Raw genomic sequence first — 14,021 nt, forward strand, 5'->3', positions numbered from 1 at the left:
TAATTAATCGATTGTATACAACTGTTTTTTTGTACTTTTGTTTTTAGATAGGTAGTATTTCAAATTCATTAAAAATAAAACCATGAAAGCAGAGCATACAGAATCAGTCACAGAATTTTTAGATTTAATGAGTAAAATAAAATATTTTACAAAACTAAAACCTGATAACAAAAATAGTAATCTGTTTAAAATGGAGCTGAAAATAGCTTCTTACACCGAATTAAACTTACTGGTTTCGGATTTGCTTAAAGTAAGTATTGCTGCGCTTAAAAGTGATACTCCCAATTCATCTGCTTCTCCATCAGGAATAAATGTATTGCTTTTGCTCGAAATTGCACTGCAGATTCTTCCGGATGCGGAGGTTGAATTATTAGATGAGTTGCATAAGCTTCATTTGAAGTTGGAGGTGGAAAAATAATGTGATTATAAACCTGATGCTATTCATTCCGTTTTATTTAAAATAATTAAGTTTGTGTATTGCTCCGGATCTTTCTTTCAACTCAATAAAAATTGATTTATGTATGTACAGTTTGTACTTTTGCCCTTATGAATGATAATTTTATAAATGAATATTTTGGGATTGGAATACGAAATGGTAAAACGCCTGAAAATTTGGGTGTTTTATGGAGATCTGCCCAAAACTTAGGTGCTACTTTTATTTTTACCATAGGCAATCGATATGCCAAGCAAGCCTGTGACACTCATGATGCGGTAAAAGCAATTCCTTATTTTCATTATGATACTTTTGAAGCTTTTTTTGAAAACTTACCTAAAGGAGCACGATTAGTTGGTGTTGAATTAGATGAAAAAGCTTGTGATCTGGAGACCTTTGAGCATCCAAGGCGTTGTGTGTATTTATTGGGAGCAGAAGATCATGGTCTGTCCAAAAAAGTAATGGATAAATGCCATCATTTAGTAAAATTTAAATCGGTAAAAAGCCTGAATGTAGCTGTCGCAGGAACTATTATTATGTACGACAGAAATTTGCCTAAACCGCGATCTTAAAATAAAACTGCTCGATTTCTGAAAAGACTTTTAAGGCAAAAAAAAGCTCCAGATTTCTCTGAAGCTTTTTTGTCTTAGTAGCGGGGAACATGACTTGCTCTTCTATAGAGTTCCCTTGCATCCGAAAAGTCTAATGAAAAGCTGTGCGAAGTCAGAAGACATTTGCACCCGCAACCTTCGCTGTTATTTTCGAGCCAGCTCACTTTCAATTTTTGTAACACGCAGTACTAAATCTTTTAAAGATTCTATTTCTTTCGCCTGCGACTCAATTTTCTTATTTTGGGCGATAGAATAAAGTGTCAATTCTTCAATTTTCTTAAGTAAATTCATGTTCATTTCCGCTAACATTAAACCATTTTTTTCAATTTCCATTGCAGATGGAATTTCAGGTAAATGACTGTTTTGTTTAATGTATTCTTCGACTTCCTGTAATGATTTTAGTTTGTAATCTTTTGAAAAAACATAATCGGGTGCAGGAACTGATAAATCAATTCTTACCTCTTCTGCATGAATTTTTCCTTTTACGGTTAGTTTTTCGTCTGGAGTTGCTGTTCCTAATCCGAGATTGCCATTGGACTTAATAACTAATTTTACCTGATCAGGAGTTCCAGTGGGTGTTGAAGATGATTTGATAACAAAATCTCCATAAGCGTAACCATCTGTAGAGAAATACCAATTTCGAGAGTCACCATGCCCATTTGAAGCAGAATTAAACCGTAACCCTCCTCCATTAATTTCACTGGTAACATTCAAAACTCCATTAATATCAAGTTTAAAAAGTGGATTTTCTGTTCCAATACCTACATTTCCTTCACCGCTTATATGCATACGAACTTGCGGGTTGTTTCCAGCACTGCTGCTGTTTGTTAGAAATTGCATATAAGTGTCCCAGTTGCCTCCTCTATAACAACGAAGAGCAGCAGAACCTGCACCTGCAAAATCCCAGCTTATTGCCTGTGCTGAATTAGAATTTTCAGGAGAATTTGGTCCCCAAATACTTATTGCTTTCAAAGGAGTTGGGTAGCCATTAGGGCCGGCTTGAATTGTTAGCTTCGCAACGGTATTGTTTGTTCCAATTCCAATGTTATTATCTGTAGAAGTCCCTTGAACTATTCCGCCCGGAGTATAAATTTGAGCATTTATAAATGAAGTTGAAATAAAAAATAATAGAAATGTAAGTCTGGTTATCATAATGTGTTTTTATGTATCAAATATAAATAAAAAAAGCTCCAGATTTCTCTGAAGCTTTTTGTCTTAGTAGCGGGAACAGGACTCGAACCTGTGACCTTCGGGTTATGAGCCCGACGAGCTGCCTACTGCTCTATCCCGCGATGTTTCGGGTGCAAAGATACGTCGTTTTTTGAGAAAAACAACGAAAACTTTAAAAAATGTTTTATTTTCTGTATTGACTTGATATGACTACCTTTGCACATTAAATAATACACAAATGTCACATAAAGCAGGTTTTGTAAACATCATCGGGAATCCAAACGTTGGAAAATCAACGTTGATGAACGCCTTTGTTGGAGAAAGATTATCAATCATTACATCAAAAGCACAAACAACACGCCACCGTATTCTTGGAATCGTGAATGGCGAAGATTTTCAACTTATATTATCGGATACCCCGGGAATTATCAAACCGGCTTATGAAATGCAGGAGTCAATGATGAACTTCGTAAAATCGGCTTTCGAAGATGCTGATATACTGATTTACATGGTCGAAATAGGGGAGCAGGACTTAAAAGACGAAGCTTTCTTTAATAAAATCATTCACGCTAAAATTCCAGTTTTGTTATTGTTGAATAAAATTGACAATTCAAATCAGGAACAATTAGAAGAGCAGGTAGCGTTTTGGACAGCAAAAGTGCCAAATGCTGAAATTTTCCCAATCTCGGCTCTTCAGAATTTTAATGTACCGGAAGTTTTTGGAAGAATCATCGAATTATTACCGGAATCACCGGCCTATTACCCAAAAGATCAATTAACAGACAAGCCGGAACGTTTTTTTGTAAACGAAACCATCCGTGAGAAAATCTTATTGAATTACAGTAAAGAGATTCCGTATGCGGTTGAAATCGTTACGGAGGAATTTTTCGAGGATGAAAATATTATCAGAATCCGTTCAATCATTATGGTAGAGCGCGAAACTCAAAAAGGAATTGTCATTGGACACAAAGGTGCCGCTTTGAAAAAAGTGGGTATGGAGGCCCGTGCTGATTTAGAGAAGTTTTTTGGAAAACAAATTCATATTGAACTGGTTGTCAAAGTGAATAAAAACTGGAGAAGCAACGCGAATATGCTGAAGCGATTTGGGTATAATCAATAGTTTTTTTGTTTCAGGTTTCAAGCTTCAGGTTTTTGAAATGAGAAATTGGAACTTATAAATTGTTTCAGGTCCTCTTTTATAATTTGAAACGAGAAGTTTTGATAGCCTAAAGCCCTAGCCCCGATGGGAGGGAAAATCCTTTTGCTTTTTCCTTTAAAAAGCAAAAGATTACTTCACATTGTATTTATTTTAATTGGAGTTCATTGAACTTCGTTTGGAAGGAACAGCGGGAACAGCTCCTTAAAAAACTCCTGATAATACAGGGGAAACAATAAAAAAATCAGGTACTTAGAAACTTAGCGACTTAGCCACTTTTTTACCTACCTTTGCAAAAAATTAAAATAAAGCATTTTGGATTTATAAGTGATGTGATTTTAGGAAACTGGAATCTGGAATCTAAAGTCTAAAATCAAAAATTCAAAAAAATGAATAACATTGTTGCGATAGTAGGAAGACCTAATGTAGGGAAATCAACCCTTTTTAATAGGCTGATACAAAGAAGAGAAGCTATTGTAGATTCGGTCTCCGGAGTTACCAGAGACAGAAACTACGGTAAAAGCGAGTGGAACGGAAAAGAGTTTTCTGTAATTGATACCGGCGGATATGTTCGCGGATCTGATGACGTATTTGAAGGTGAAATTCGCAAACAAGTAGAGCTTGCTATCGATGAGGCTGATGTTATTATTTTTGTAGTAGATGTTGAAGAGGGTATTACGCCAATGGATGACGTTGTTGCGCGTTTGTTGCGTAAAGTGACCAAGCCGGTTTTATTGGCTGTGAATAAGGTAGATAATGCCATGCGTGAAAAAGACGCTCTTGAATTTTATAACCTTGGTTTAGGGGATTATTACACATTTGCGAGTATTTCAGGAAGTGGAACAGGAGATTTACTGGATGCTTTGATCGAATCTTTTCCGGTGAAGCCTGAACCTGTTCAGGAAGAAGTTGTTTTGCCTCGTTTTGCTGTAGTAGGTCGTCCGAATGCCGGGAAATCCAGTTTTATCAATGCCTTAATTGGTAAAGAACGTTTTATGGTAACGGATATTGCAGGAACAACCCGTGATGCAATTGATACCAAATTTGACCGTTTTGGTTTTGAATTTAACCTGGTTGATACTGCGGGAATCCGTCGTAAAGCTAAAGTAAAGGAAGATTTGGAGTTTTATTCGGTAATGCGTTCGGTACGTGCGATTGAACATGCTGATATTTGTATCCTGATTATTGATGCAACCCGTGGTTTTGAAGGTCAGGATCAGAGTATTTTCTGGCTGGCTGAGAAAAACCGTAAAGGTGTTGTAATCCTGGTAAACAAATGGGATTTGGTAGAAAAAGATACAATGTCTACACGTGATTATGAGGCTAAGATCAGGGAAGAATTAATGCCTTTTACAGATGTGCCAATTTTGTTTGTTTCGGCTTTGACGAAACAACGTTTACTGAAAGCACTTGAAGCTACGGTTCAGGTTTTTGAAAACAGAAAGCAAAGAATCCCAACATCTAAATTCAATGAATTTATGCTGAAGGTTATCGAGGCTTATCCGCCGCCGGCTACAAAAGGAAAGTATGTAAAAATTAAATATTGTATGCAGCTGCCAACTTTAACGCCTCAGTTTGTGTTTTTTGCGAACATGCCACAATATGTTAAGGAACCTTACAAGCGTTATTTAGAAAATAAAATTAGAGAAAATTGGGATTTTTCAGGAGTGCCAATTGATATTTATATCAGAGAGAAATAATAATTTTCTTTTAAACAGTATAAAAAAATGCAACATTTCAAATTTTGGAATGTTGCATTTTTAGTTTTAAAAGCATTTTCTAAATCTGATTATCATCATAGAAGAAAAGTTGTTCCAGTGGTGAACTTCCATCAGAATCACCATAATCCCCGTTGTGTTTTCTGGTAGAAGAATACAATTTTAAGCTGTATGTACAACGCGTCAAATTATCAAGCGGTGGAGCATTAAGTGCTGAGTTGTCGTTTATCCTTTTAACGGATGCCGAATTTATTACACCATCTAAAACGTCTCTGTCTATAGAAAAACTGTTGCTGTTTAAATGTAAACTGCCGGATGCTAAATACGGGTGATATAAAGTGTATTTGGCATGTACTGTACCACTGATCGGACTGCAAAGAGTAGTTTCTTCAAGCTCTTTAATGGCCAGTCTTCTGTATATCGGATTGTTATTCATTACAACAGAATTAAGCGTTTTTCCGTTTCCTCCAATAACTCCAAAATTATTGGATGGTTTGTCAATAACTTCTCTGATTTCAAAACGAATTGCAAATTTTTCAATCGGAATATCATTTGCAGGAGGAATTGGCTGTCCCGCACTAAAAATGTTCGGAACATTTGGAGCAGTTGTTAGTGCTGCTGTATTCATTGAAATTAGCGTATCTTCTTCAATAATATTGTAAAGAGCCAAATCGGCAGGAGTTAGTCCAACGGCAATCAATGTTCTTTCGATGGCGTGGTTAACATCAAACCAGCCTTCAGCATCAAAATCAGTCTGGTCGCTGTAAACAAAAATGTCATTAAGAATAAAGGAAAAAACTTTACGGGTCAATTTAGAAACAACACTCGGAACAAACAGTCCACTGGTAAGTCCGACAATTTTTGAGAAATTTCCAATTGCAGGGCTTGGACCGCCATTTGGTGTTGTTGTGTCACTTATTAAAAATCGATATTCGATTGGATTTCCGGCTGCTGATTTTAAAGCAGCCTGTCCTGTTAATCGGATGGTTGAAAATAAAACATGTTTAGCAGAACCGGCAAAACCATCTGCATCAAAATCATAACTGTTTGATCCGAAAGAAGAGCTGAAAGCACCTCCAATTCCTGTCCACGCACTTGGGAAAGTTTCTTCAGGATTGGTTACGGTTATTTCTGAACATAAATTCACGCATAAACAATATCCAACATTCTTACGGGCATTAGCTTTGGTTTCGTCGATTAATTTTGTTCCGGCTAATTCAGCTTTGAAGTAGACATCCGGTCCGCTCTGAAAGGAAAGAAAACTCGGATCCGTTTCTACATTTATCCAGGGTGATAAAAAAGTTTTCTTAAAATCCGCCGAAGAATAATCGATTCTAAAATGTCCATTCGCATCGGTTGTCGCAGATCCTAAATTATCATCGGTCAGGAAATCGGCATCCATTGCGGTAACTTTTGCATTTGCAATAGGCGTATTTGTTTTACAGTTCATCAAATGTCCGCAAATAACCCAGGCATCAAAAAAGTGACCTCTGATATAACACCACCATTTATAGGCAATCGCGTATTCCCATCTGTAATTTTGGTTTTGTGCCTGTTTTTCAAGCTCTGTTTTTGCAGATAAAGTAGCAAGGTGAAATTGCAGCGTTTCATCTCTTTTTGGTTTTGGAGGTTTTGGCGGAACGGTACCACAAACGAAATCTATATCAAAATCAGAATTCAGGTATCTTTCGCTAATTTCAAATTCAAAATCGCCGTTTTTATCGGTCGTTGTGCTGCCTATAAATAATTCTTTTCTTCGTTTTGCCTCTTCTTTTGTAACCAAACGAAATGTGTCTTTTGTGTCTGCAATTGCATTGGTTGCAGAAGTTTCTCTTGTGTATGGGAGGTAAAATAAAACTTCAGCATTTGATATAACCTCAAGGCAGTCTTCACATACATGTCCTCTTAAGGAACCTTTAAAAATATTTCTCATGATAATTTGTTTAAAATTGCCTACTCTGATCAGTTTTCGGCTTTTCTGTCATACTCTTTTTAGGATTTTCTGAGATCTCCTTTTTTTAGACAACAAAGATTTTGTAATTAGATGAGAAAAAAGGCAGGTTAAATACTGTTTTTACGAGGGTGATTTTACCCTTTTTTAATTAGGATAAACATTGTAAATCAGGTATTTAATTTTGAATATTATAAAGTGGTTTGAGTATTTCTTTTGAAGAAATAAAAACATAAACAAATGTAAAAGAACAATTAAACCTTTCATGTCTTTCTTAGTCTAACCGTTTCTAACTAACTAATTTTATGACTAGATTATATTCTTTTTTACTGCTTCTCTTTTTCTGTTATTCGGCGAATGCGCAAAATAATATCATTGTTAAAGGAACAGTAGTTGATCTCAACACACAATTGCCTCTTGAAATGGCCACAGTTTATTTTACAACTGTAAAAGATTCTACTATACTGGAATATGCTACTACGGATAAGAATGGCTTTTTCAGCATAAACACCAAAAAATATGATAAGCCTGTTTTTTTAAAAATCAATTATTTAGGATACCAGCCTTATTTTGAAGAAGAAAAAGGTCTTTTGGAGAATAAGGATTTCGGAAAATTATATTTACTTGAAAGTGTAAATGCTTTAGAAAATGTGGTTGTAAAAAGTGAAGCGCCACCCATTACCATCAAGAAAGATACTTTAGAATTTAATGCAGCTTCCTATAAGGTACGCCCTGACTCAAATGTGGAGACTTTACTAAAGCAGCTGCCCGGATTTGATGTGGATAATGATGGCAAAATTACCGTAAACGGAAGGGAAGTAACCCAGCTTTTAGTCAACGGAAAGACATTTTTTGATAAAGATGGTGCCATAGCACTAAAGAACCTGCCCGCAGAAATTATAAAGAAAGTTCAGGTTTCGGATTTTAAGACTAAAAAAGAAGAACTTTCCAAACAGGAATCGACTTCAGATTATTCGAGCATTAATATTACTATCGATGAAAAGAAAAACAAAGGTTTTTTTGGAAAAATTCTTGGGGGGTATGGCTCTGATGATCGTTATGAGAGCAGTCTGATCATGAACTTTTTTAAAAATAAACAAAAAATAAGTGTTCTGGCTTCGTCAAATAATATTAACTCCTCAGGATTTTCGCAGGATGAAGTATTTGATAATATGGGCGGCGGACGAAATAGCAGAAATTCCAAAAGCTCCGGAGGAGGAAAAGGAATAACGCAGTCTAATCTCGCCGGAATTAATTATTCGGACGACTGGACGGAAGATCTGGAATTTATGAGCAGTTATAACTTTTCGAATTCGATCAATAAAAACGAAAGCAAGTCTGATCAGATTAGTTTTTTGCCAACGGGAAATATTCTGACTTCGTCAGATTCTAAAACAAGAAATGAAAATACAGGAAACAATGCCAATTTTGAATTAGAATACAAAATTAACCCAACGACACGACTGGTTGTTGCTCCAAGACTGAATGAATCCCATTCTAATAGTAACTCAACATCTTCGACTTCTTCTGAAGACGAAAATGGTGAGGATTTAAACAAAAGTACTTCAGAATCCAATGGTAAAAGTTCAAATACGAGCTTCACAAATAGTATCAATTTTAATAAGGTTTTTGAAAAAAAATCACGCAATCTGAGTCTGGTTTTCAATAACAGCAACTCAAGAAGTGATTCAAATGGCTTCAACGTTTCTGAAACCATTTTTTATCAGGACAACAAGCCCAATGATGAAAGAAACCAGAACAGTAAAAATAACAGCAGTTCTGATGCGTATTCTTTTGAGATAGAATATACCGAGCCTGTTACGGATTCTTTGAGAATTAGGTTTGGTTCTGATTTTGACTGGGCAAGTACTGTCAACGATGCAAAAACATTTAATTTTGATGCAGGTACGAATTCCTATTCTGATCTGAATGAGTCACTGACCAATTATACTACTTCAAGGCAAAATGCGGTAAGTCCTAAGTTCGGGATTACGTGGCAAAAAAGTAAATTTACACTTAACATAAATTCCAGAACATCATTAATTGGGTATGATAATTATTCTTTGTATCTGAATAATGAAACTGATTTGAATAAGAAATATGCTTTGCCTTTTGGAAATCTACAGCTGAGATATAAATTTAGCCGATCAAAAAACCTGACTTTTAAGTATGATTATTCGAATGCACTTCCGTCTGCTGCCCAATTAATGCCGGTTCTGAATTTGACAAATCCACTGAATACCGTAATTGGTAATCCGGATCTGAACCCAATTGAAAAAAATTCGGCAACCATAGACTTTAAAAATTTCGATTTCCGTACCCGTTCCGGTTATAGTTTGTATTTAAAAGGGGATTACTATAATAATGATGTTGTTTCTACTTCAGTTTATGATGACAGCGGAAAAAGAACGACAACTTATGCAAACATCTCAGGAACTTATATTGCTTCTGTTGGTGCAAATTGGAATCAATCGATAAAAAAAGACGCTAATGTTTTGAGATATGGTCTTGGAATCAATGGAAGTTATTCTTTTGATAAAGGTTATACAAATTCAGTTATTTATAATGCCAAATCTACAGCAGTAACTCCAAGAGTATACCTGGCTTATGAGTATGGTGATGTTCTTAACATTTCGCCGTCGTATAGTTTATCTTACAATGAAACAAAGTATGAGAACTTTGCGAGGGATGCCAGTTCAAATGTAGTCCATAGAATCAATCTGCAGACGACCACCTACTGGCCTGCAAATCTAATTTTCGGAAATGATTTCGGCTACAATTATAATTCTAATATTTCCGGGGATTTCAAAAAAGACTTTTATTTATGGAATGCAAGTTTGTCCTATGGCTTTTTTGATAAAAAATTATATGCAAAAGTAAAAGTGTATGATCTTTTGAATCAGAATCAAAGCGCTGTGAGAACTATTTCTGCAACCTCAATCCGTGATGAAGAAAATACAGTTTTAAAGCGGTATGTGATGTTTTCCCTGTCTTACAAAATAGGAAATTTTGCTGACAGCAAAAAAGAAAGAAGGGGAAGGCAAAGAGAAGAATGAGAGGTTAATTATTGTAAAACCAAAAATCCACCATTATCTATGATGAAAATGGTGGATTTTTGGTTTTTATTTAAGCTTTGGTTTTACGGTTAATCTTATGATAAACTGTAAATCTGATAATATCCCGATCATAAAAATCAATACCGCTGGCGCGTCTCTGAAAACTTTTTAGATACCCTAATTCCACACCAATATTTGGATTAAAATGGTAACGTAATGCAGCATAAGTTCGGTTTTGATCGAAGGTGTTTTTTTTGTTGTCTTTTCCAAAATTGAATAAAATTTCGTCAGAAATAGTTCCTTTTAAGCTTCTTTTTTCTTTTTCCCAAAGCGTAAAAGTAGATTGTAACCGATACCTGAATCGAAAAGAATACGAGAAATCATTGAGTAATTCTGTTTTATCTGCTTTTTGAATAAATCGCTCTTCGATTTGAAAACGGTTATGAAAAGTAATTTTTGCAATATCATGGATAAGAGTAATGTCTTGCTGTCCCCGATATTCAGGAATTGAAAAATCTAAATCAGAAAGTGGTGTCTGCGTATTTACACTAAAATAGGCAAATCCGGCACCTAAATCAATGTTTTTATGGGCACGATACCTTCCCTGAACTCTTAAAACCCATAAATTTTCGCGAATCGGATTCACGAAACTACGATTGTCAAATTCTGTATGCAGGGACCATTTTTCAGTTACAGGCAAAATATTATAGTATCGGATCCAGGTTAAGGTTTGGTGTTCGATATTTTTGCTCTGAGAAAAAACAACTTGGCTAAGGACTAAAAAAGTAAGAAATCTGAAAATTTTCATCAATTTATATAAATTCAAGCTGCGAATATATACAAATGTGAATAGATTTATAGAAAAGCAAGATGGTTTTTAAATTGGGTTTGAGTTCTATTTTGTGATTTTATCAATTGCAATGTTTAGTTTAAGGGAATAGATAAGAAACTATATTAACCCGTAGGCTGTAATCAAAATAGGTGTCGGGCTGAGCAAAGCCTGCATTAGCTTTTATTTTTGGAAAAACTTCTGCTTCATTTTGAGTATATAATTTTGAAGATAAAATTGTAAAAATCAGAATGATTAAGGAGCTTAATAGAAAGTATTTTTTTCATATATAAAAAAAACAGCTCATATTTTTGAAATTAAACCGCCGCAAAGTGGAATGCACTGTACGGCGGTTTTTTAATTTTGTAGTGACTAAAATATTATAAAGAATATTTAAAAGTGATTCCGTACGTTCTTTGATCACCCAATACAGCTGCATATTGGCCTGAATTTCCTCCGGCAGGCAATAATTGTTCGTAATAATCCTTGTTTAAAAGATTACGTCCCCAGATTTGAATAGATAAACCTTGTGATGTACGGAAACCTAAACGGCCATTGAATATTGCATAACCATCAACTACTAAATATTTTGAAGCTGAAGGGCTTGATGAGAATTCTGAACGAGCATAAGAGTCAAGACCTATAAAAACTTTACCGGCATTTCCAAAGAATTTAGCCTTGTCAGAAAGTTCGCCCCCTAAAGATCCTGCCCATTTTGAAGCACCCGGCAAATCAGTTCCAGAAACATCTTTATAAGCTACAGAAGATCCGGTTTCTTCCAAAGGAAGTGGTGCATTAGTAAATTTAACATATTTACCGTCAGTATAAGTGGCAGCTCCATTTATGGTCAGGTGGCTGCTAATTACAAAACTGGCATCCATTTCCGCACCTCTTACACGTACTTCACCAGCATTGGCAAGATAGCCACGGTTTACACCCAATTCGGCAGCCTGAACATTGGTTTGAAAGTCTTTGATTTCTGTATTAAAGAATGTCAGGTTTAATATTGAGTTTCTAAAAGGAGAAGTTTTTACTCCAATTTCATAGTGATTCACTTTTTCAGGTTTAATTACGGCAAGATCAAGTAACGGTTCTCCAGCTAAATTACTTGGAAGTCCGGCTACATTCACACCAACCGGTTTGTAACTTTTTGCATAAGTAGCATAAGCATTGATTTTGTCTGAAGCTTTAAAAGATACCGTTATATTTCCTGAGAAATCAGTATTATCAGTATTTGATGTAAAAGCCTGGTCAGTGTAAACCAGTTTTTTCAAGGCTAGTAATGCCGGATCGGTAGTTTGAAGGCCACCGTATGTTTTACGGCTGTAATCTGCATCTTTCTTGTCAAAGTTATATCTTAAACCTGGTAATATATGTAAACGTTCTGTTATTGCCCAGTCCAATTGACCAAATACTGCAGCACTGGATGCTCTTATGCGGGCATCAGTCTTTATGCCATATCCTTCAAAAAGACCCGGTGTTTTCCATAGATTGCTTGTCGTACTTTGAGAAAATCTCCATTGTGCACTCCCTGATTCCTCAGTTCCATTTGTTTGTGATGTCTGATCAATAAAAAACACACCTGCTACACCGCTCAAGCCAGATGCAAGCTGACCTGCGTAACGAACTTCTTGCGTTATTTGTGTTTGTCGTGTTGGGTTTTGCGATTTTGCTAGTACTTGTAATCCTGTAAAATCCCTGTCATTTGATGGATCCCAATTCCAAAAACGCCATGCTGTAGTTGAAGTAAGAGTTCCACCTCCGATTTTTGTATCAATATTTAGAGAAATACCCCCCATATCTTGTCCTGAACGCCATGGTGTATCGTGATCAATTTTGCGGTCAAATGCATTGCGGCTTGGAAGCTCGTAATTCAGATCAGCAATAATTGCGTCAAATTGACGATAGGCTGCTCTTTTAGTTGGAGCAACTCCGGCAACAACCTGAGCATATCCGTCCGGACGCTGAGTCGTAATATCTGCAGCAAAAATAATATTAGTATTTTCTGATGGTGTGTAAAGTAATTGCCCTCTGATTCCTTGGTTATTAAGTGTGTTTGTAGCTCTTCCTGTTGCAACATTGTCAACCAAACCATCACGTTGCGTACCGGAAAAGGAGATACGACCTGCTATTTTTTTGCACAAAGCACCTGTAACAGAAGCTTTTGCTTGTAAAAATGCATAATTTCCATAACTCAATTCAAAGTCAGCACCCGTAGTAAAACTTGGTTTGCGCGTTGTAATGTTAAAGGCACCTGAAGTTGTGTTTTTACCAAATAAAGATCCTTGTGGTCCACGTAACACCTCAATTTGTTCTACATCAATAAAATCAAGTGTTGTTGCAGCCGGGCGGGCATAATATACACCGTCTACATAGAAACCAACACCAGGATCGATACCATCATTGGTAAGTCCGAAAGGGGAACCCAGACTTCGGATGTTAATCCCTGTGTTTCTTGGATTTGATGAATACAACTGAACAGATGGCACTAATTCTTTTATACGGTTAACATTGAAAGCACCTGCCTGCTCTGCTTGTTTACCAGTTATTACAGATACCGCGATTGGTACATCCTGAACTTTTTCTATTCGACGTCGGGAAGAAACAACTACTTCAATAAGTGCGTTTTCTTCATTAAGCGTTACTTGTACGGGAGCTGTCGGTAAATCAATGAATTCTAATTGGGTAGTCTTATATCCTACATATTGCACTAAAAGTGTCAAAGGAAGTTTTCCCTGGGTGTCTATGCTGAATTTTCCGCTGGCATCAGTGGTTACGCTAAAAGTTGTTCCCTTAATTATCACATTGGCTGCTTCTAAAGGAATGTTTTGATTATTTGTCACTACTCCTTCAATGTTTTGCGCAAATGAAATAGAGAATGTTAAAACTAGTATTGTTGTGAATATATTTTTTATTGAGGTTTTCATTTTTATATTAAGTATATGTGATTAGTAGAATTAAAATTAAATTTTTTTTACCAACACATACATATCATAAATGAATTGTTTCTTATTGAAATGAAGTTTTTCTTAAGGTTATTTTGCAAAAGAATTTTTGATACACCCGAATTGCTTAAATGTATTTTCATGAGTTAAAA

At 35.8% G+C, this 14,021-nt stretch carries 9 protein-coding genes and 1 tRNA gene; 5 read left to right on the forward strand and 5 right to left on the reverse strand.

Annotated elements, in window-relative coordinates; translation table 11 throughout:
- Positions 1 to 82: 82 nt before the first annotated feature.
- Positions 83 to 418: a hypothetical protein gene (locus ACEN92_RS19155; protein ID WP_495639926.1), complete on the forward strand. Its 336-nt coding sequence runs from the start codon at positions 83 to 85 to the stop codon at positions 416 to 418.
- Positions 419 to 546: 128 nt separating this feature from the next.
- A complete protein-coding gene (locus ACEN92_RS19160) occupies positions 547 to 1,005 on the forward strand; it encodes an RNA methyltransferase (protein WP_495639927.1) in 459 nt (152 codons plus the stop codon).
- Positions 1,006 to 1,188: 183 nt separating this feature from the next.
- Here the strand turns inward: ACEN92_RS19160 and ACEN92_RS19165 are convergent, their stop codons facing one another.
- Positions 1,189 to 2,196 carry a hypothetical protein gene (locus ACEN92_RS19165; protein ID WP_495639928.1) on the reverse strand — a complete coding sequence of 336 codons (1,008 nt, stop codon included), beginning with the start codon at positions 2,194 to 2,196 and terminating at the stop codon, positions 1,189 to 1,191.
- A gap of 67 nt (positions 2,197 to 2,263) precedes the next feature.
- Positions 2,264 to 2,336 (reverse strand) — tRNA-Met (locus ACEN92_RS19170).
- Positions 2,337 to 2,452: 116 nt separating this feature from the next.
- Here ACEN92_RS19170 and era point away from each other — a divergent pair.
- Together era and der are read left to right on the forward strand one after the other, a co-directional pair.
- Positions 2,453 to 3,334: a GTPase Era gene (era, locus tag ACEN92_RS19175; RefSeq protein ID WP_495639929.1), complete on the forward strand. Its 882-nt coding sequence runs from the start codon at positions 2,453 to 2,455 to the stop codon at positions 3,332 to 3,334.
- A gap of 425 nt (positions 3,335 to 3,759) precedes the next feature.
- A complete protein-coding gene (gene der, locus ACEN92_RS19180; protein WP_495639930.1) occupies positions 3,760 to 5,070 on the forward strand; it encodes a ribosome biogenesis GTPase Der in 1,311 nt (436 codons plus the stop codon).
- A gap of 79 nt (positions 5,071 to 5,149) precedes the next feature.
- Here the strand turns inward: der and ACEN92_RS19185 are convergent, their stop codons facing one another.
- Entirely contained in the window at positions 5,150 to 7,021 is a 1,872-nt protein-coding gene (locus tag ACEN92_RS19185; RefSeq protein ID WP_495639931.1) for a transthyretin-like family protein, read from the reverse strand.
- A 323-nt stretch (positions 7,022 to 7,344) separates the two neighbouring features.
- On the opposite strand from ACEN92_RS19185, the gene ACEN92_RS19190 reads away from it, so the two are divergent.
- Entirely contained in the window at positions 7,345 to 10,095 is a 2,751-nt protein-coding gene (locus ACEN92_RS19190) for an outer membrane beta-barrel protein (protein ID WP_495639932.1), read from the forward strand.
- A 70-nt stretch (positions 10,096 to 10,165) separates the two neighbouring features.
- Here the strand turns inward: ACEN92_RS19190 and ACEN92_RS19195 are convergent, their stop codons facing one another.
- Positions 10,166 to 10,903, reverse strand: coding sequence for a DUF2490 domain-containing protein (locus tag ACEN92_RS19195; RefSeq protein WP_495639933.1), 738 nt, complete (start codon positions 10,901 to 10,903; stop codon positions 10,166 to 10,168).
- A 401-nt stretch (positions 10,904 to 11,304) separates the two neighbouring features.
- The gene (locus ACEN92_RS19200) at positions 11,305 to 13,851 is read right to left on the reverse strand and encodes a TonB-dependent receptor (protein WP_495639934.1); all 2,547 of its coding nucleotides are present in this window, start codon (positions 13,849 to 13,851) and stop codon (positions 11,305 to 11,307) included.
- Positions 13,852 to 14,021 lie beyond the last annotated feature (170 nt).

Source organism: Flavobacterium sp. Flavsp81, from assembly GCF_059491325.1.

Excerpts from the sequence above, each read along its gene's own strand:
- ACEN92_RS19155 (WP_495639926.1), top strand. The coding sequence starts at position 83 with ATGAAAGCAGAGCATACAGAATCAGTCACAGAATTTTTAGATTTAATG.
- ACEN92_RS19160 (WP_495639927.1), top strand. The coding sequence starts at position 547 with ATGAATGATAATTTTATAAATGAATATTTTGGGATTGGAATACGAAAT.
- ACEN92_RS19165 (WP_495639928.1), bottom strand. The coding sequence starts at position 2,196 with ATGATAACCAGACTTACATTTCTATTATTTTTTATTTCAACTTCATTT.
- era (WP_495639929.1), top strand. The coding sequence starts at position 2,453 with ATGTCACATAAAGCAGGTTTTGTAAACATCATCGGGAATCCAAACGTT.
- der (WP_495639930.1), top strand. The coding sequence starts at position 3,760 with ATGAATAACATTGTTGCGATAGTAGGAAGACCTAATGTAGGGAAATCA.
- ACEN92_RS19185 (WP_495639931.1), bottom strand. The coding sequence starts at position 7,021 with ATGAGAAATATTTTTAAAGGTTCCTTAAGAGGACATGTATGTGAAGAC.
- ACEN92_RS19190 (WP_495639932.1), top strand. The coding sequence starts at position 7,345 with ATGACTAGATTATATTCTTTTTTACTGCTTCTCTTTTTCTGTTATTCG.
- ACEN92_RS19195 (WP_495639933.1), bottom strand. The coding sequence starts at position 10,903 with ATGAAAATTTTCAGATTTCTTACTTTTTTAGTCCTTAGCCAAGTTGTT.
- ACEN92_RS19200 (WP_495639934.1), bottom strand. The coding sequence starts at position 13,851 with ATGAAAACCTCAATAAAAAATATATTCACAACAATACTAGTTTTAACA.